The 19,717-nt window shown below is 40.0% G+C and carries 15 protein-coding genes and 1 pseudogene; all 16 read left to right on the top strand.

The window, feature by feature from the left end:
• Positions 1 to 4: 4 nt before the first annotated feature.
• The 16 genes and pseudogenes from IPMB12_RS02340 to IPMB12_RS02415 all read left to right on the top strand — a co-directional run bounded on the left by IPMB12_RS02340 (position 5) and on the right by IPMB12_RS02415 (position 19,706).
• A complete protein-coding gene (locus IPMB12_RS02340; RefSeq protein WP_166914574.1) occupies positions 5 to 844 on the top strand; it encodes a phosphatidate cytidylyltransferase in 840 nt (279 codons plus the stop codon).
• A gap of 24 nt (positions 845 to 868) precedes the next feature.
• On the top strand, positions 869 to 2,200 hold the full coding sequence (gene rseP, locus IPMB12_RS02345) for a sigma E protease regulator RseP (protein WP_166914576.1): 1,332 nt from the start codon (positions 869 to 871) through the stop codon (positions 2,198 to 2,200).
• Positions 2,201 to 2,244: 44 nt separating this feature from the next.
• Entirely contained in the window at positions 2,245 to 4,656 is a 2,412-nt protein-coding gene (gene bamA, locus IPMB12_RS02350; RefSeq protein ID WP_166914578.1) for an outer membrane protein assembly factor BamA, read from the top strand.
• 40 nt (positions 4,657 to 4,696) lie between these two features.
• Entirely contained in the window at positions 4,697 to 5,182 is a 486-nt protein-coding gene (locus tag IPMB12_RS02355) for an OmpH family outer membrane protein (RefSeq protein WP_166914580.1), read from the top strand.
• Positions 5,182 to 6,198 (top strand): UDP-3-O-(3-hydroxymyristoyl)glucosamine N-acyltransferase, encoded by a 1,017-nt coding sequence (lpxD, locus tag IPMB12_RS02360; RefSeq protein ID WP_166914583.1) that lies wholly within the window; start codon positions 5,182 to 5,184, stop codon positions 6,196 to 6,198. The genes IPMB12_RS02355 and lpxD overlap by 1 nt, the downstream gene beginning before the upstream one ends.
• A gap of 145 nt (positions 6,199 to 6,343) precedes the next feature.
• The gene (gene tig, locus IPMB12_RS02365) at positions 6,344 to 7,648 is read left to right on the top strand and encodes a trigger factor (protein ID WP_166914585.1); all 1,305 of its coding nucleotides are present in this window, start codon (positions 6,344 to 6,346) and stop codon (positions 7,646 to 7,648) included.
• A gap of 131 nt (positions 7,649 to 7,779) precedes the next feature.
• Positions 7,780 to 8,385 (top strand): ATP-dependent Clp endopeptidase proteolytic subunit ClpP, encoded by a 606-nt coding sequence (gene clpP / locus IPMB12_RS02370; RefSeq protein WP_208293529.1) that lies wholly within the window; start codon positions 7,780 to 7,782, stop codon positions 8,383 to 8,385.
• Positions 8,386 to 8,423: 38 nt separating this feature from the next.
• Positions 8,424 to 9,674 carry an ATP-dependent protease ATP-binding subunit ClpX gene (gene clpX, locus IPMB12_RS02375; protein ID WP_166914587.1) on the top strand — a complete coding sequence of 417 codons (1,251 nt, stop codon included), beginning with the start codon at positions 8,424 to 8,426 and terminating at the stop codon, positions 9,672 to 9,674.
• Between the two features lie 326 nt (positions 9,675 to 10,000).
• A pseudogene (gene lon / locus IPMB12_RS02380) lies at positions 10,001 to 12,328 on the top strand (endopeptidase La); the annotation flags it as partial.
• Between the two features lie 206 nt (positions 12,329 to 12,534).
• Positions 12,535 to 14,415: a SurA N-terminal domain-containing protein gene (locus IPMB12_RS02385; RefSeq protein WP_166914591.1), complete on the top strand. Its 1,881-nt coding sequence runs from the start codon at positions 12,535 to 12,537 to the stop codon at positions 14,413 to 14,415.
• A 146-nt stretch (positions 14,416 to 14,561) separates the two neighbouring features.
• Entirely contained in the window at positions 14,562 to 14,870 is a 309-nt protein-coding gene (locus IPMB12_RS02390; RefSeq protein WP_166914593.1) for a ComEA family DNA-binding protein, read from the top strand.
• A gap of 106 nt (positions 14,871 to 14,976) precedes the next feature.
• On the top strand, positions 14,977 to 15,978 hold the full coding sequence (locus tag IPMB12_RS02395; RefSeq protein ID WP_166914596.1) for an aspartate-semialdehyde dehydrogenase: 1,002 nt from the start codon (positions 14,977 to 14,979) through the stop codon (positions 15,976 to 15,978).
• A gap of 9 nt (positions 15,979 to 15,987) precedes the next feature.
• Positions 15,988 to 16,779, top strand: coding sequence for a tRNA pseudouridine(38-40) synthase TruA (gene truA / locus IPMB12_RS02400; RefSeq protein WP_166914598.1), 792 nt, complete (start codon positions 15,988 to 15,990; stop codon positions 16,777 to 16,779).
• A 138-nt stretch (positions 16,780 to 16,917) separates the two neighbouring features.
• Entirely contained in the window at positions 16,918 to 17,817 is a 900-nt protein-coding gene (accD, locus tag IPMB12_RS02405; protein WP_166914600.1) for an acetyl-CoA carboxylase, carboxyltransferase subunit beta, read from the top strand.
• A 13-nt stretch (positions 17,818 to 17,830) separates the two neighbouring features.
• Complete coding sequence (gene folC, locus IPMB12_RS02410; RefSeq protein ID WP_166914608.1) at positions 17,831 to 19,123, top strand: bifunctional tetrahydrofolate synthase/dihydrofolate synthase; 1,293 nt, start codon at positions 17,831 to 17,833, stop codon at positions 19,121 to 19,123.
• Complete coding sequence (locus IPMB12_RS02415; RefSeq protein WP_166914610.1) at positions 19,113 to 19,706, top strand: SPOR domain-containing protein; 594 nt, start codon at positions 19,113 to 19,115, stop codon at positions 19,704 to 19,706. Before folC ends, IPMB12_RS02415 begins: the two co-directional genes overlap by 11 nt.
• Positions 19,707 to 19,717 lie beyond the last annotated feature (11 nt).

Raw genomic sequence — 19,717 nt, forward strand, 5'->3', positions numbered from 1 at the left:
TAGTGTGTTAATACCTCGTTTACTGGCAGCCTTAGTGTTAATTCCTTTAGTTGTTATTGTACTGTTCTTTTTACCGCTGAATATTTTTGCTGCGGTGATTATTCTGGTTTGTGGTTTAGCGGCCTGGGAATGGGCTCAATTTTTAAATATCAGACAAACCAATAGTCGCTTAATTTTTGCAATTATCTGGGTTGGTGCACTTTGTGCCATGTATTATGGTTTGTCGCCTATTGCCTTTTCTAAAGCCTGCCAGTTTGCTCTGATTTTATCACTGGTGTGGTGGTGTATCGCGCTTGTGTTAGTGATTGCTTACCCCGGTTCGGCAAAATCATGGCAAAAATCGACGGTAACTAAAGTATTATTCTCGATTGCGACACTTTGGCCATTCTTTGTCGGTATGATCGTGTTACGTATGAATGCTTATGAATACAATCCTTATGTTGGCGCTACATCATTGCTTTATGTATTAGTTTTAGCTTGGGCTGCTGATTCGGGTGCTTATTTTGCCGGTCGTTTATTTGGTAAGCATAAATTAGCACCAAAAGTATCACCCGGTAAAACATGGGAAGGCTTTATTGGTGGGCTGATTACTGCTCTTATTATCGCAGTGTTAGCATCCATTTACTTATTTAACACCGTACCGTTTACAAAGGTGATGATCGGCTCCTTTGTGGCGATTTTAGTTTCAGTACTTGGTGACTTAACTGAGAGTATGTTTAAGCGTGAAGCAGGAATTAAAGATAGCGGACATCTGATCCCGGGACATGGCGGTGTACTTGACCGTATTGATAGTCTGACTGCAGCGGTTCCTGTTTTTGCTGCTTTGGTATTTCTGATTTTGTAGAGTCATGTTTTGTAGGATAATGCAGTGATCTGGACGACAGTTTTATTTCTAATCACAATTAGTATTCTGGTTGCCATCCATGAGTTTGGTCACTATTGGGTTGCGCGCCGTTGTGGGGTAAAAGTAGAGCGTTTTTCTATTGGTTTTGGACCGACAATATTTAAGTATAAATCCAAAAGCGGTACTGAATTTGTATTATCCATCGTACCACTTGGTGGCTACGTAAAAATGCTGGATAGCCGGGTGGATGACGTTTCAGATGAAGAGAAACAGTACGCATTTGATCAGCAGAGTATTGCTAAGCGTGCAGCGGTTATTAGTGCAGGTCCTATTGCCAACTTTATTCTGGCATTTTTGATTTACTGGGTGATAGCTCAGGTTGGAATTATGACTTATCCGGTCAAAGTTGGTCAAATATTACCCGGTTCGGTGCTTTCCAGTACAAATATTCCACAAGGTTCGGAACTAAAATCAATTGCAGGCATCAAAGTTAATGACTGGCGCGATGTTCAACTCGCTTTAGTGGGTGAAATTGGGCAAAATAGTATGGCAATTGAATATGTTCCGGCCGGACAAAATACGCCAGTGACTGAGCAGGTGAATATCACTGACTGGAATGTTGATCTGGATAAGGAAGATCCGGTGACAGCTCTTGGCCTTGTGCCACAAAGATTAAAATTATTGCCAATTTTGCGTGAAGTGATATCTGGTTCTGCGGCTGATAAATCAGGACTGCAAGCAGGAGATAAAATCATCTCTTATAATGGTATCACCTTAAATGACTGGGATAATTTTGCTAGTACGATTGAAAAGGGCGATACGATGTCGCTCAATGTGGAACGAGAAGGAAGAACGTTATCACTTAAGCTAACGCCAGAGATGAGAACGGTGACTGGGCAGGATGGCCAAACGATAGAGCGCGGCTTTGCCGGGCTCACACCAAGTACGGATGCGGTGGTTACACAATATAATCCGCTTTCTGCTGTATGGCAGGGCGTGAAACAAACAGGTTTTATGATGAAAGTGGTGGTAAAATCCTTTTATCAATTAGTTACTGGTGCACTGAGTCTGAAAAATTTATCAGGTCCTGTCACTATCGCAAAAACTGCTGATCAGTCGGCAAGTTATGGTATAGTGTCTTACTTATATTTTTTAGCGTTCATTAGTATCAGTTTAGGTATAGTGAATTTAATTCCACTACCAATGCTTGACGGCGGACATTTGCTGTTCTTGTTAGTGGAAAAGATTAAAGGAAGCCCGGTTTCAGACCAAATCCAATCTGTTTTTTATCGGATTGGATTTGTTTTGTTAATGATGGTTATGGGTATTGCATTATTTAACGATTTCTCACGTTAGACGTGAATTAGGATGAGGCAACAAACGATGGATGAGCTTGTTCGATGAAAATAAATAAATTGCTCATGGTGTCCCTTTTATTAGGTGGAGTGTCTACATATAGCGTACCAACTTACGCGGAAGATTTTGTCGTCAGAGATATTCAGTTTGAAGGATTACAGCGGGTAACACTTGGGGCGGCACTGTTAGATATGCCGGTTCAGGTTGGCGACTTGGTGAGTGATGATGATCTTGGTCATATTATTCAATCTCTGTTTGCCAGCGGTAGCTTTGAAAATATTCAGTTAGCGCGTGAAGGTGGAACGTTAATAGTCTCTGTACAGGAACGCCCAACGATTGCCAGTATTACTTTGTCTGGTAATAAAACGGTAAAAGATGAAACCTTAATGTCTAACCTTGATGGTTCTGGTGTGCGTGTGGGGGAATCTTTGGATCGCACCACACTTTCAGGTGTTGAAAAAGGCTTGGAGGAATTCTACTACAGCATTGGTAAATATAATGCACAAGTGAAAGCTGTTGTCACACCACTTGCTCGTAACCGTGTTGATTTAAAACTGGTTGTTGCCGAAGGTACATCTGCTCTGATTGAACAAATCAATATTGTTGGTGCTGACTCTTATTCTTCTGACGAACTCATTTCTCGTTTCTCACTGCGTGATGAAGTGCCGTGGTGGAACTTCATTGGCGATCGTAAATATCAGAAACAAAAATTAGCGGCTGACTTAGATGAGTTAGAGAGTTTCTATTTAGATCGTGGTTATGCGCGTTTCTCTATTGATTCTACTCAGGTGAGCTTGACGCCTGACAAAAAGGGTATTTATGTCACCATTAACGTGACAGAAGGTCAACAATACAAACTTTCTGGCGTAGAAATTAAAGGTAACTTATCCACTCACGGCGAAGAGATGAATCAAATTGCGGCCGAAAGTCTGACAATTGGTGATCTATATAGCGGTAAACGTATTACTGAGCTGGAAGATAAGATTAAAACCATGCTGGCAAACTATGGTTATGCCTTCCCGCGTGTTATCACTCAGCCAAACATTAAAGATGAAGACGGTACTGTGCAATTGGTGATGTTTGTTGATGTGGGTAATCGTTACTACGTGCGTAACATTAGTATCACTGGTAACTCAGTGACCAGTGATGAAGTTCTGCGTCGTGAACTACGTCAGATGGAAGGTGCGTGGCTTGGTAGTAGTCTGGTTGAAAAAGGTAAAGAGCGTTTAAATCGTTTAGGATTCTTTGACTCGGTTGAAGTTGAAACGCAGCGTGTACCGGGTACAGAAGATCAGGTTGATGTTACTTATAAAGTATCAGAACGTAATACCGGTAGTATCCGTTTTGGTATCTCAATCGGTACTGATAGTGGTTTAGGTTTCAATGCGGGTATCCAGCAGGAGAACTGGCTTGGTACGGGTAATAGTGTTGGTTTTGACGTCAATACGACTAATACTGATAAAACGGCAACACTTTCTATCACCGATCCTTATTTTACAGTTGATGGTGTGAGTTTAGGTGGACGTATTTTCTATAACACCTATAAGTCTGATGAAGATGACGATATCTCTGTCTACTCCAGCAAAACTTATGGTGCTGGTACAACACTTGGTTTCCCAATCAGTGAAAATAACTTTATGCGTTTTGGCTTAGAATATGCCAACCATAAATTAACAGATATGAATCCACAATATAGCATGTGGCGTTATTTCCGTTCTATGGGTGAAGATACTTCCAAAAATAAATCGTTTACTTTCTCAACTGATGACGTGGCAATCACTGCATACTGGGGATATAACTCCCTTGACCGCGGTTTCTTCCCGACAGAAGGTGTACGTACCAGTCTGAACGCAAAGATAACTGCGCCGGTGTTTGATAATCGTTACTATAAATTAACGTTAGATGGTTCATATTATTATCCACTGGATTATGATCGTAACTGGGTATTACTCGCTCGTGGTCGTGTAGGTTATGGTAGTGGTTTTAGTGGTAAAGAATTACCATTCTATGATAACTACCGTGCAGGTGGTTCTTCAACTCTGCGTGGCTTTAAAGCTAATACTGTTGGTCCAAAAGCAGTTTATTTTAATAATAGTTGTAATCTTTCTAATACAACAGGTTGTACAGCATCTTCAGATGCCGTTGGTGGTAATGCAATGGCATTCGCCAGTTTAGAGATGATTGTGCCAACACCGTTTGCCAGTGAAAAATACTCTAATTCAATCCGTACGTCAGTCTTTGTGGATGCAGGTACTGTGTGGGATACAGAGTGGGACTTAAAAGGTCGTGATATTCCGGATTATAGTTCACCATCAGACATTCGTGTATCTGCTGGTGTGGCTGTGCAATGGATGTCACCACTTGGTCCATTGATCTTCTCTTATGCACAACCGATCAAGAAATTTGATGGTGACTCTGCGCAAGAGTTCCAGTTTAATATCGGTTCTACATGGTAGTAGTTTAGTTATTTGATGTTTTATCAATTAAGGAGTTTATGTGAAAAAGTTTATTTATGCAGCAGGACTTAGCGTTGCTTTATTATTCTCAGGTGTGGCAATGGCAGAGACTAAAATTGCTATCGTTGACGTGATCGCTGTTCTGCAACAAATGCCACAGCGTGAAACTGTTGCTAAAGCACTTGAAGCTGAATTTGCTCCAAAAGCAAAAATCTTAGAAGCTGAAGAATTAAAAGCTAACGATGCAGCGCAACGTTTAAAGAAAGATGCATTAACACTTTCTGCATCTGAAAAAGCGAAATTGACAGCGGTTATTACAGCATTTGAAGATAAAGCGAAAGAATATACTCAAGAATATCGTCGCAGAGAGAGCGAAGAAGCGAACAAATTACTGGTTAAAATTGAAGCCGCAGTGACTGCGGTTGCTAAAGAAGGCCAATATAACTTAGTACTTAAAGCTGAAGCGGCTTTCTATGCAGAAAAGTCAGTGGATATTACGGAACAAGTTTTACAGCGAGTTAAATAATGTTTGCATATCGTTTAAAGGATTTGGCTCAGCAACTTGAAGCAACTGTTCATGGTGATGGTGAAATTATTATCACAGGCGTTGCTTCAATGGGAAGTGCTAAAGCGGGTCAAATAGCATTTCTTTCTGATAGTAAATATCAGGAACAATTACCTGCGTGTCAGGCAAGTGCCATGGTACTTACTCAGGAAAGTCTACAGTACTGGACGGGTTCTGCGTTAGTTGTGAAAAATCCTTATCTAACGTATGCCAAATTAGCTCAGTTACTTGATACAACACCATTACCGGCTAAAGATATTGCGCCTTCGGCAGTGGTTGCGCAAGATGCTAAACTTGGAAATAACGTTGCCATTGGTGCCAATGCAGTAATTGAGTCAGGTGTTGAACTGGGCGACGGTGCAATTATTGGTCCGGGTTGCTTTATTGGTAAAAATACTAAAATTGGTGCCGGCACTAAGCTGTGGGCCAATGTTTCTGTTTATCATAACGTCACGATCGGAGCAAATTGTCTGGTTCAGTCCGGGACTGTGATCGGTGCTGATGGTTTTGGTTACGCCAATGAACGTGGTAACTGGATTAAAATTCCTCAGCTTGGTACGGTACGTATTGGTGACAATGTTGAAATCGGTGCCTGTACTACAATAGATCGTGGTGCGCTGGATGATACGATTATCGGTAATGGCGTCATTATTGACAATCAATGCCAAATCGCTCATAACGATATTATTGGTGATCACACAGCGGTGGCTGGTGGCGTTATTATGGCTGGCAGTCTGAAAATTGGTCGTTACTGTATGATCGGTGGGGCGAGCGTGATCAACGGTCATATGGAGATTTGTGATAAAGTGACTGTCACCGGTATGGGCATGGTAATGCGTCCGATTACTGAGCCTGGCGTTTACTCTTCAGGCATTCCGCTACAGCCAAATAAAGTCTGGCGTAAAACGGCATCTCTTGTTCTGCATATTGATGAAATGAATAAGCGCCTGAAAGAAGTAGAGAAAAAATTTAAATAGAATAAAATCACAAATACTCGACGTAGGCAGCAACGATCGGTATAATGCTCGCCTATTTTGTCAACTTTTTAGTGTGTTTAGTGGTCAGAGCCGTGAGCTTAATCAGAGTACATTAAACACTTTTTATGATTTTTGAGGTAGAAAAATGCAAGTTTCTGTTGAAACAACTCAAGGTTTAGGTCGTCGTTTAACAATTACAATTCCTGCTGCAGATATTAGCAAAGCTGTTGACGCTGAACTTGTAAAAACAGCTAAGAAAGTCCGTATTGACGGTTTCCGTAAAGGTAAAGTGCCTTTAAAAGTAGTTCAACAACGTTACGGTGCATCTGTGTTACAAGACGCATTAAGCGATCTAATGACACGTAACTTCATTGAATCAATCATTCAGGAAAAATTAAACCCAGCTGGTTCACCGACTTATCAACCAACTGAATATAAAGACGGTCAGGATTATACTTACCACGTTGAGTTTGAAATCTATCCAGAAGTTGAAGTGAAAGACATCGAGAAAATCGAAGTTGAAAGACCAGTTGCTGAAGTTCAAGAAGCGGATATCGATGCAATGATCGATACTCTTCGTAAACAACAAGGTGTCTGGAAAGAAGCTGCGCGCGAAGCGAAAGATCAGGATCGCGTAGTATTTGATTTCAATGGTACTGTTGATGGTGTTGAATTTGACGGCGGTAAAGCGAGTGACTTCGCTCTTGTACTTGGTCAAGGTCGTATGATCCCAGGTTTTGAAGAAGCTATCCTTGGTCACAAAGCCGGTGACGAGTTTGATATTGATGTGACTTTCCCGGAAGATTATCACGTTGATAACTTAAAAGGTAAAGCTGCTAAATTCGCTTCTAAACTGAAAAAAGTTGAAGAACTTGAGTTACCAGAATTAACGAAAGAAGTGGTTAAACGTTTTGGTATTGCTGACGGTTCTGTTGAAAAATTACGTGAAGAAGTTAGTCGTAATATGCAACGTGAGCTTAAAGCTGCACTACGTAACCGAGTAAAAGCACAAGTGATCGATGGTTTAGTTAAACATAACGAAGTTGACGTACCAGTTGCACTGGTTGATCGTGAAATTGACGTATTACGTCAACAAGCGGTAACTCGTTTTGGTGGTAACAATAAACAAGCGATTGAATTACCAAAAGAAATTTTTGAAGCTGAAGCTAAAAAACGTGTTACTATCGGTTTATTGTTCAGTGACATCATCGAGAAAAACAGCATCAAAGCTGAAGAGTCTCGAGTTAAAGCATTAATCGATGAAATCGCAACAGCTTATGAAGATCCTAAAGATGTGGTTGCTTACTATAGCAAAGACAAAAAAGCGTTAGAAAATCTTCGCGCAGTGGCGGTTGAAGATCAGGTGATTGATTTATTACTAGAGAAAGCGAAAGTAACGGATAAACCAGCTTCATTCTCTGAAATAATGAATCAAGCTCCAGCAGTATAATCAGAGAGTTATCTGCTGTAGTTCATAATCAAGAATTCATAATCAATTAAGATTATAGTCAATTTGATTGATGATAGCCCAAATAAGATAATATCTTTTTTGGGCTGTTTTCTTATAGTTAGGAGATAAATATGTCATACATTGAGCCAAATATGAGTGTGATACCAATGGTGGTAGAACAGAGTTCGCGCGGTGAGCGGGCTTATGACATTTATTCAAGATTACTTAAAGAGCGCGTTATTTTTCTGAGTGGTCAGGTTGAAGATAACATGGCTAATCTTATCGTTGCTCAGTTACTATTCCTTGAAGCAGAAAATCCGGAAAAAGATATTTTTTTATATATCAACTCACCGGGCGGTGTGATCACTTCTGGTATGTCAATTTATGACACTATGCAGTTCATCAAACCAGATGTCAGTACAATTTGTTTAGGGCAAGCGTGTTCAATGGGAGCATTCTTATTAACCGCTGGTGCTAAAGGCAAACGTTTTTGTTTACCGAATGCGCGTGTGATGATTCACCAACCGCTTGGTGGTTATCAGGGGCAGGCATCAGATATTCAAATTCATGCTCAAGAGATGATGAATGTAAAAAATCGTATGAATCAATTAATGTCTCTCCATACAGGTCAACCACTGGAAGTGATTGAACGTGATACCGACAGAGATAATTTTATGTCTGCTCAGCAAGCCGTGGAATATGGCTTAGTTGATGGTGTTTACACAAAAAGAGATTAATGATTCGTCGCCAAGTTAAGAATTTTAGGTAGGTTAACGTGGATAAAGAGAATTCAGGGAAATTACTGTATTGTACTTTCTGTGGTAAAAGTCAGCATGAAGTGCGTAAACTGATTGCAGGTCCATCATCAATTTATATTTGTGATGAGTGCATCGGTCTGTGTAATGATATTTTACATGAAGAAGGTAAAGATTTTCCGGCTAAAGATGAGTTTGAAAAAACGGCTTTGCCAACACCGCACGAAATCAGAGATCATCTTGATGAGTACGTGATTGGTCAGGAACATGCCAAAAAAGTGCTAGCCGTAGCTGTTTATAATCACTATAAACGTTTACGTAATAACAGAAATAACGGTGAAGTTGAGCTGGGTAAAAGTAATATTTTACTTATCGGGCCAACCGGTAGTGGTAAAACATTACTGGCAGAAACACTAGCACGTTTGCTTGATGTTCCATTTACTATGGCTGATGCGACAACGCTTACTGAAGCGGGTTATGTGGGGGAAGACGTTGAAAATATAATCCAAAAACTGCTGCAAAACTGTGAGTACGATGTTGAAAAGGCACAGCGTGGTATTATCTATGTGGATGAAATTGATAAGATTTCTCGTAAATCAGATAATCCGTCGATTACCCGTGACGTTTCTGGTGAAGGTGTGCAACAAGCATTATTGAAACTGATTGAAGGAACCATTGCAGCAGTGCCGCCAAAAGGTGGACGTAAGCATCCTCAGCAAGAATTTTTACAAGTTGATACTTCAAAAATTCTGTTTATCTGTGGGGGGGCATTTGCAGGTCTGGATAAAGTGATTGCTCAGCGTGTCAATACTAATGCCGGTATTGGTTTTGCCGCTCAGGTGAAAGGTGAAAATCAAAAAGCGACAGAAAGTGAGCTGCTGGCTCAAATTGAACCGCAGGATCTGATTAAATTTGGTCTAATTCCTGAATTTATTGGTCGCTTACCTGTCGTAGCCACGCTTTCTGAACTGGATAAAGATGCGTTGATTCAGATCTTAACTGAACCTAAGAATGCGCTGACTAAGCAATATAAAGCACTGTTTGATCTGGAAGGTGTTGACCTTGAGTTCTCAGAAGATGCACTGGTTGCTATCGCCGAAAAAGCAATGAAACGTAAAACTGGTGCTCGTGGGCTACGTTCAATTGTAGAGAATATTTTGCTTGATACCATGTATGATTTACCATCACTGAAAAATGTTAAAAAAGTGATTGTAAATAAAGATGTGATCGAAAAAAATGCCGCTCCTGAGTTGGTTTATTCTAAAAAATAACCCATCATTTCTACTAATGAGCCGTGATTAATTATCATTAAAAACGGCTCTAAATTTTCTGTAAATAAATCAAAGCATTACAAAATAAATTTTTATTTAATTATTTGATTTATTTGCAAAAACCACTAAAAAGCAGATAAAATATTTAACCTAAAAGAAATCAATTATCTGGTTTTGTATATCTGGTAAGTATCACTGTAATAGGTGAATATTAACTAATATATATAGTATCTTAAACTTGATTAATTTGTTATTGGCCTTATATATCTAACATAGCGTTACTTCGTATTAGAGAGAAATTTATGAGTATTAAACGAACGAAACAGATGACAACAATGCCAATACTGCCACTGCGTGATGTGGTGGTTTTCCCACATATGGTGATTCCACTATTTGTTGGTAGAGAAAAATCGATCCGTTGTTTAGAAAGTGCTATGGAAATGGATAAACAAGTCTTTTTAGTCACTCAACGTGACGCAACGAAAGATGAGCCAGCACTGGACGATTTATATGCGGTAGGGACAATCGCAAATATTTTACAATTACTGAAACTACCTGACGGAACGATTAAAGTTCTGGTTGAAGGTGTGAGTCGCGCAAAACTTATCGATCTGGTTGAACAGGATGAAGTAGGTTATGCGGTGGCTAAAATTGATCGTTACCCTGAATCAGCACTGCTGCATGATAATGAAGCGATGGTGCGTGTGGTAACGACTAATTTTGAAGAGTATGCCAAGTTAAATAAAAAGATCGCTCAGGACGTTATTGATTCAATTCGTCTGATTAAAGATCCGGCACAACTGGCTGATGCCATTGCTGCAACCCTTTATTTAAAAGTAGAGCAAAAACAGCAATTACTGGCTTGTGCTGATTTAATGGAGCGTTTTGAACTTCTGATGTCGATGATGGAATCAGAAATTGATCTATTGCAAGTTGAAAAGAATATTCGTCAGCGTGTGAAACAACAGATGGAAAAAGCGCAGAAAGAGTATTATCTCAACGAACAGATTAAAGCGATCCATAAAGAGTTAGGTGATATTGATAATAAACCTGATGAATATGAAGAGCTGCAAACTAAGATCAATCAGGCCAAAATGCCAAAAGAAGCTAAAGAGAAGACACTGGCTGAACTTAATAAACTTAAGATGATGCCGGCAATGTCTGCTGAGGCGACGGTTGTGCGTGGATATATTGACTGGATGCTTCAGGTGCCATGGCATAAGAAGAGCAAAGTGAAAAAAGATTTAGCGGCTGCTGAGCAAGTGTTAAATGCTGATCACTATGGTCTTGATCGTGTGAAAGATCGTATTTTAGAGTATTTAGCAGTTCAAGGTCGTGTGAATAAGATAAAAGGGCCTATCCTTTGTTTAGTAGGACCTCCTGGTGTGGGTAAAACGTCACTTGGTCAGTCTATTGCGCGGGCTACGGGTCGTGAGTATGTGCGTATGGCGCTGGGTGGTGTGCGTGATGAAGCAGAGATCCGTGGTCACCGTCGTACTTACATCGGTTCTATGCCGGGTAAATTGATTCAACGTATGGCAAAAGTTGGTGTAAAAAACCCGTTATTCTTACTGGATGAGATCGATAAGATGTCATCAGATATGCGTGGTGATCCGTCATCAGCTTTACTTGAAGTGCTTGATCCGGAACAAAATAACACATTTAACGATCACTATTTAGAAGTGGATTATGATCTGTCAGATGTAATGTTTGTCGCGACAGCGAACTCAATGAATATTCCTGCACCGCTGCTTGACCGTATGGAAGTGATTCGTCTGTCAGGTTATACCGAAGATGAAAAACTCAATATTGCTAAGCAACATTTAGTAGGCAAACAAGTTGAAAACAGTGGCTTGAAACCAAATGAGATCGTTATCGATGATAGCGCTTTAATCGGTATCATTCGTTACTATACTCGTGAAGCGGGTGTGCGTAGCCTTGAACGTGAGATTGCTAAAATTTGCCGTAAAGTAGTGAAACAGCTATCACTTAACAGCCGTCTGAAAAAAGTAAAAGTCACTAAGGATAACTTAAAAGAGTTCCTTGGTGTACAGCGCTTTGATTATGGTAAAACAGATAACGAAAATCGTATCGGTCAGGTGATCGGTTTGGCCTGGACAGAAGTAGGTGGTGACTTACTGACCATTGAAGCTGTAAGTATTCCGGGTAAAGGGAAATTAACTTATACCGGATCGCTTGGTGACGTGATGCAGGAGTCGATTCAGACTGCGTTAACTGTTGTACGTTCACGTGCAGAAAAATTAGGTATTAATCCTGATTTCTATGAAAAACGTGATTTACATGTGCACGTACCAGATGGCGCGACACCAAAAGATGGCCCAAGTGCAGGTATTGCAATGTGTACCTCATTAATCTCTGCCTTAACCGGTAATCCTGTCAGAGCTGATGTAGCGATGACTGGTGAGATTACTCTGCGCGGTGAAGTTCTGCCAATTGGTGGGCTGAAAGAAAAATTACTGGCTGCTCATCGTGGTGGCATTAAAACGGTGATTATTCCAAATGATAATAAAAAAGATTTGGAAGAGATCCCGGATAATGTAAAAGCCGAGCTTAAAATCCATCCGGTTAAATGGATTGATGAAGTGCTAACCATTGCACTGCAAAACAATCCATTTGGTATGGAAACGATTACGCTGGACGAGTTACATAAAGCAAAAGCACCAGTAAAACGTGCAGTGAAAAAGATTAAGAGTCGGGTTTCTATCGCTGATTCAATAAATTAATCATTCAGGCTTTCATTTCTCAATAGCACATCTTTATAGATGTGCTATACTTTTGCCCATTATTTTTGTAATCCGTTTATCGTCGATAAAGTTTATTGTGTGGAGAATCGCGACCTATGATGGAAAAAATTCGCGTAGCAGCAAATCATCTTGTTGTGAAGATTATTTTTGCGGTAATTATTTTGTCTTTTATTTTTGCTGGAGTGGGCGGTATTTTTAGCTTTGATTCAAGCGAAAATGATGCCAACATGTACATTGCTAAAGTGAATGGTGAAGGCATCAGCCGTCAGGCATTTGAGAATCAGGCTCGGGCAGCCGTTGATCGTGCGGCATCACTAAATTTAACGGGTAACTCTTCCTCTTTTGAAAGAGATATTCGTCGTGGTGTACTTGGACAACAAATTGATAACTATCTGGCTTATCAGTTCTCAAATGAAGTCGATGCTAAGATCAGTAATGATCAGGTAAAAGATGCGATTCGTCAGCAAACAGTATTCTTTGAAAATGGTCGTTTCAGTAATCGTGTTTATTTAGAAGTGTTAGCGGCTAACGGATATACGCCTGAAATTTATGGTAATGCACTAAGAACTGAAATCCAGCAAAAACAAGTGATGAATGCGCTGGTTACCAGTGACTTCACTTTGCCTGTTGATGAAAATATTGCCTTACTGGATAATCAGGTTCGTTCAGGTTATATAGCAACCGTTACACCAGATATCGTAAATTTGGATGATGTTGAAATCACAGAAGAAGACGCACTAAATTATTACAATACCAATCAGGATCTGTTCAAGCATCCGGAGAGAGCAAAAATCAAATTTATTGCTAACTTCCGTCCGGATATTGATTTCGCTGCTGAATCAATGGTAACTGAAGCAGACGCTAAAGCATATTATGAAGCAAATAAAACAACTTACACTGCACCGGAGCAACGTGCATTTAGCATCATTTATACTGCAGATATTGAAACAGCGAATGATGTTTACGCAGCTCTACAGCAAGGTAAAAATTTTGATGAGTTAGCTAAAGAAACAGCGGGCAGCTCAGTTTATGGTGCGCATAATGGTTCACTTGGCTGGTTTACTGTCGATGGAAATTTACCCTCTATTTTAGTGAGTGCTAACTTAACTAAGAAAGGTGAATATTCTAAACCAGTTCAGGAAGATGATGGTAGTGCTGCAATTGTTCGTTTAGATGATATTAAAAAGCCGGAAGCTCAGCCGTTTGCCCACGTGAAAGCGGATATCACGAAACAATTAATTGCAGAGAAGGCAGAACAAGTCTTTACAGCTAATAATGCTAAATTAGTTGAAGCACTGGCTAATAATCCGGAATCTATTGAAGCATTAGCTCAGACAACTGGTTTACCTCTGCTTGATTCTGACTGGAATACCCGTAATGAGAGATTCTCTCTGGCACGTTTCCCGGAAGTTCGTGATGTATTATTTGATAGCAGTATGATTGATGAGGGTAAACCAACAGGTAGTCTGTCTGATATTATTTATGTTGATCAGGTAGCAAGTACTTATGTTATTCAGGTGACTGCTTACGAGCCGGAAGGATTTGAAGCGTTTGATAGTGTGAAAGAGTCAATCATTGCTCAACTAAAAGACAGTACGGCTAAAGAGCGATTTGCTACCGCAGTTAAAGAGTTAGTGGCTAATTTACAGAATGGTACAAATAAACTAAATGTGAGCTTTGGACAACGTTTCAGTGTTAATCGTAGTTCTGATTCTTTAGATAAAGACGTCGTGAATATGATCTTTACACTTGTTCCTTCTGCAACAGGCAATAGCGTATATGGTGCTGCAATTTCTAAAGATAATGTAGCAACAATTGCTGCGATGACTAAAGTTGAAACTCCGGAAATAACGGAAGAGTCATCTGCAATGTCTGAGAAACTACTTTCACAGCGTATGCAGGATACCATTTACTTCTTATCTAACGATTTGCGTTCAAAAGCAAAAATTGAAATTATGCCAAACGCAAATATGTGATATATCTCGAAAGATTATCTCGTTATTTGAAATTTAGAAAGGTCACTTTGGTGGCCTTTCTTATTTTGGGGATTTATTCACATTATCTTTAAGACAATCTGGCAAATTGAGCGTGCTAATTCAGCATTTACTTAAGGATTGTTTTTATGAAAGTTATTCAGGCATCACTACTATTTTGTTCATTGTTTATTTCCGGTTTGGCAGTGACTTCTACTGCACTGGCAAATACTACAAATCCATCACAGCAACAGGAACAAGTCCAGCAAATCAGCATTAATAACGCATCAGCAGAAGAGCTGGCAGCAAAATTAAATGGTGTAGGACTTAGTAAAGCGCGCCGTATTGTTGAATATCGTGAAAAGTATGGCGCATTTACTACTATTGAACAGCTTAAAGAGGTTTCCGGGATTGGGCAGTCTATTTTAGATAAAAACCGAGCAATTATGACATTGTAATTATTCTTGTTATTCGCCGGAATGAAATTATTGGGCAATCCCAGCCCAATAATTGTTGAACTCATGTTATAATTTTTGCCATATTGTTTATTTATGGTAACTGTTTATGGCATCTTGGAATATCGCAATTGTTGGAGCATCAACTCTGGTTGGTGAAGCGATGGTTGAACTCCTGCAGGAAAGAGGATTTCCTGTTGAACAACTATTTTTATTAGATAGTGATGAAGGAGAAGGGGAATTTGTTCGGTTTAATGGTAAAAATCTGACGATTGAATCAATATCTGATTTTGACTGGTCATCGGCTAATCTGGCGTTTTTTGTTGGTGGTAATGAGCTTTCATCTCAGTACGCGGAGCAGGCAGCAAGTTCTGGTTGTCTGGTAATAGATTCCAGTAGCCATTTTGCGGATAACCCAAATATTCCGCTGGTTGTACCTTATATTAATAATGATGTACTGAGTGATTACCGTAATCACAATATTATCTCGATCGCCAGCGGGATTGTAACGCAGTTACTACGTGCGGTGTTTGCAGTGGCTCAGCCACATGAAATTACTCAGCTATCAGTCAGTAATTTAATCCCAGCTTCATTTTATGGTAAAGCCGGCGTTGATGAGCTGGCAGGACAAAGTGCGAGGCTATTAAATGGCCTGGCGGTTGAAAATGATCTGTTTACTAAACAGCTGGCATTTAATTTACTGCCTGCTTTTGAACAACCGGCTTATTTTATTAGTGAACAGGATATTGTTGATCAATGTCGTCGTGTTCTTGGTGATTATCAGTTGCCAGTCTCTGTTGACTCAGTGAATGTTCCGGTATTTTATGGTTTAGCACAAACCGTACGTATTATGACAACCTACCCAATTATGATTGATGATCTGGAACAACGGATTCCTGATAATTACTCAATTATGCTGGCTGAGAAAGATGATTATCCAACACCTGTGACAGAGCTGGACTCTTCATTAACACTTAAAATTGGTGATGTTCGCTATAGCTACGGAGTGCCGGAGCAACTACAGCTTTGGACTGTCTCTGATAATATTCGTTATTTAGGGGCGTTAATGGCAATTGAAGCTGCTGAATTATTGATTAATGAATATCTATAGAGTGTTTTTGTGAAGATTGCACTGGGAATTGAGTACGACGGTAGCCGTTTTTTTGGCTGGCAAAGACAGCAGGAAGTAGTTTCAGTACAGGCTGCGCTTGAAAAAGCCTTGAGTCAGGTGGCGAATGAGCCTATAGAGGTCTTTTGTGCGGGCAGAACAGATGCGGGAGTACATGCAACTGGTCAGGTGGTTCATTTTGAAACAAATGCTCCCCGGGCTGACGTAGCCTGGACTTTGGGTGTAAATGCTAATTTACCTGATAGTGTGGCTGTGCGCTGGAGCACAGAAGTCAGCGATGACTTTCATGCCAGATTTAGCGCTACGGCAAGACGTTATCGTTATGTTATTTGTAATCAGAAATATCGCCCAGCTATTTTAAGTCAGGGGATGTCACATTATTATCATCCCTTAGATGAACAAAAAATGCATCAGGCTGCACAGTATTTGCTGGGGGAAAATGATTTTACCTCTTTTCGGGCTTCTCAGTGTCAGTCTAAAACGCCATGGCGCAATATTCACCATATTAAGGTAACCAGACAAAATCAGTATGTTGTGGTCGATATTAAGGCAAACGCTTTTGTACATCATATGGTACGTAATATTGTCGGCAGTCTGCTTGAAGTTGGCTATGGTAATAAGCCTGAGTCATGGATTGCTGAGTTACTGGCGGCTAAAGATAGAACACTGGCGGCAGCTACTGCAAAAGCAGAAGGACTTTATCTGGTTAAGGTGGATTATCCGGAAAAATTTGCTTTACCTGATTGTGTTTTAGGACCATTATTCATTCAGGATATGGCATGATTTGATAAAAATCATTTATTAATCAAATTGTTATTAAATTAATTGAGAAATGGCCTGAAAGAAAAGAACAAATAGTTAAGTATTCATGGAAAATAATATACAATAGCGCAAGTCAATAGAGGCGATAAAAGGTTAACAATGAGCTGGATTGAGAAAATTTTAAATAAAAATACCATTTCTGCTGATCATAAAGCCAACATCCCGGGTGGTGTCTGGACTAAGTGTGACGGCTGTGGACAAGTTATTTATCAGGCGGAACTTGAGCGTAATTTAGATGTATGTCCAAAATGTGACCATCATATGCGTATTCCTGCCCGAGTTCGTTTATACCGTTTCCTTGATGACGGTTCAGAAGTTGAACTGGGCACGGATTTAGAACCAAAAGATATCTTAAAATTTAAAGATGCTAAAAAATATAAAGATCGCTTAACCGCAGCGCAGAAAGAGACGCGTGAAAAAGACGCGATGATTGCGATGCAAGGTACACTACATAATATTCCTGTGATTGCTGTTGCATTTGAATTCTCCTTTATAGGTGGTTCAATGGGATCGGTTGTTGGTGCGATGTTTGCGCGTGCAGCAGAAAAAGCAATTGAAGAAAAACGTGCATTAATTTGTTTCTCTGCCAGTGGTGGAGCGCGTATGCAAGAAGCGTTATTCTCTCTAATGCAAATGGCTAAAACTAGTGCGGTACTGGCTAAAATGCAAGATGCAGGCTTGCCGTATATTTCTGTTATGACGGACCCGACACTGGGTGGCGTATCAGCAAGTTTAGCAACGCTAGGTGATTTAAATATTGCAGAGCCTAAAGCACTGATCGGTTTTGCTGGTCCGCGCGTTATTGAACAAACAGTTAGAGAGAAGCTACCTGAAGGCTTCCAAAGTAGTGAATTCTTACTTGAGAAAGGTGCTATCGATATGATTGTGCATCGTAAAGAGTTAAGACCACGTATTGCAGCTATTCTCGCAAAACTCATGAATTTACCTGATCCATTTATGGAAGAGACTGCAGCAGAGAGCGAATCTCTTGACGGCTAAATGTTAGAACACTATGTCAGTAGATGAAATAATTAAACCAAATGCCATGTCGACACTCTCAACATGGCTTTGTTATTTAGAGCATATCCATACTCAAACAATTGAACTTGGGCTAACCCGGGCAAAATTGGTTGCAGACCGACTCAGCATTAATAAACCTGCCCCTTATGTGTTTACCGTCGCTGGAACGAATGGGAAAGGGACAACGTGCCACACGCTTGAAATGATCTTAATGGCTGCAGGTTATAAAGTTGGTGTATATAGTTCTCCGCATTTGATTCGTTATACTGAGCGTGTACGGATACAAAATAAAGAGGTTGCTGAAGCTGAGCATGTAAAAACATTTGCTGAGATTGAAAAAGCCCGTGGCGATACATCTTTGACCTATTTCGAATTTAGTACTTTATCGGCACTGTTATTATTTAAACAAGCAAATGTTGATGTGGCTATTTTAGAAGTTGGTTTAGGCGGCCGTTTAGATGCAACTAATATCGTGGATTCTGATGTGGCTGTTGTTACTTCCATCGCGCTTGATCATACTGACTGGCTTGGCGATAACCGGGAAAGTATTGGCCGGGAAAAGGCCGGCATTTTCCGTGCAGGTTGTCCGGCTGTTGTTGGTGAGCCAGATATGCCAATGTCTATTGCTAATTATGCAAAGCAGCTAGGAGCTCTGCTTTATCCATGTAAACCAAATTCGGCAGGCGTCTGGAGTTACCAGTTAGAGTCAGAGAGTAGCTGGAGTTTTACAGCACCTAAGCAGCAATATCAGCATCTTCCTGTTCCTACTGTTCCAGTGATGAATGCAGCAACAGCACTGGCTGCTTTAAGTTATTCAAGTCTCACTGTACCAAGAGAAGCAATTGATGCCGGATTACGTAATGCCAGATTGCCGGGACGTTTTCAGATTATTCAGCAAAAACCATGGCTTATTTTGGATGTGGCACATAATCCGCATGCCGCGATTTATTTAAATTCTCAATTAGATAAGATGTGTAAAAACCATTCTGTTGGAAAAGTAAGAATGGTGATTGGTATGTTGAAGGATAAAGATATCGCTTCCACGCTGAGTCACTTACAGGCAGATAAATGGTATTGTGCTTCACTTTACGGACCAAGAGGAGCGTCTGCAGAGCAGCTAACAAAATATTTAGCAGACAAAAAGGCTGATTTACAGGCTTTCTCTTCTGTTGTTGATGCGTGGCAATGTGCTATGCAAGAAGCACAGGATGATGATATTGTAGTCGTTTGTGGGTCGTTTCATACTGTTGCTGACGTAATGAGTCATTTAAATCATGAAGAATAAAACGCGTAATCAATTAATTGGATTAATTACAGTTATCCTGCTGGCGATAATTTTCTATCCTTATATTATTAAAAATAAAAAAGAATTTAATGAATCAACTATCCCGCTGGTTAATACCGAATTACCGGGTGATATCATCGTTGATGATACTCAGATTTCTATCTTACCAGATGAAATTGTAGGTACAGATACCACAACAGATAATCAGTCTGATGATATTCAGGATATCATTAACCGTGTGACGGTAGAATCGACGACAGTACAGATACCAAATTCTGGTTCGTCGGCTGCATCAGCTACAACATCAGGAACTACAACAAGTACAGCGATTACTCCAACGGCAACTAATGACAAGGGTTATAGTATTCAGCTTGCTGCATTAAAAAACCGCCAAAAGATAGAAGAATTGGTCGCGATGTTACGTCTGCATAATTATGATGTATACACTGATCCTGCTGTACCAAAACAAGATCAGATTATTCGCTTACTGGTCGGACCTTATCCATCTAAAGAGCAGGCTGAGCTTGTTTCCTTAGATTTAAAGAATTTAACTAAATTAAATGGATTTATTGTTTCTAAATAGGAATAGACAGA

This window comes from Zophobihabitans entericus (assembly GCF_011745665.1).
Lineage (GTDB): Bacteria > Pseudomonadota > Gammaproteobacteria > Enterobacterales > Orbaceae > Zophobihabitans > Zophobihabitans entericus.

Bases quoted from the DNA above. Each gene is read 5' to 3' on its own strand.
- IPMB12_RS02395 (WP_166914596.1), top strand. From the start codon at position 14,977: ATGGCATCTTGGAATATCGCAATTGTTGGAGCATCAACTCTGGTTGGT.
- IPMB12_RS02415 (WP_166914610.1), top strand. From the start codon at position 19,113: ATGAAGAATAAAACGCGTAATCAATTAATTGGATTAATTACAGTTATC.
- lpxD (WP_166914583.1), top strand. From the start codon at position 5,182: ATGTTTGCATATCGTTTAAAGGATTTGGCTCAGCAACTTGAAGCAACT.
- folC (WP_166914608.1), top strand. From the start codon at position 17,831: ATGTCAGTAGATGAAATAATTAAACCAAATGCCATGTCGACACTCTCA.
- tig (WP_166914585.1), top strand. From the start codon at position 6,344: ATGCAAGTTTCTGTTGAAACAACTCAAGGTTTAGGTCGTCGTTTAACA.
- accD (WP_166914600.1), top strand. From the start codon at position 16,918: ATGAGCTGGATTGAGAAAATTTTAAATAAAAATACCATTTCTGCTGAT.
- clpP (WP_208293529.1), top strand. From the start codon at position 7,780: ATGTCATACATTGAGCCAAATATGAGTGTGATACCAATGGTGGTAGAA.
- IPMB12_RS02390 (WP_166914593.1), top strand. From the start codon at position 14,562: ATGAAAGTTATTCAGGCATCACTACTATTTTGTTCATTGTTTATTTCC.
- bamA (WP_166914578.1), top strand. From the start codon at position 2,245: ATGAAAATAAATAAATTGCTCATGGTGTCCCTTTTATTAGGTGGAGTG.
- IPMB12_RS02385 (WP_166914591.1), top strand. From the start codon at position 12,535: ATGATGGAAAAAATTCGCGTAGCAGCAAATCATCTTGTTGTGAAGATT.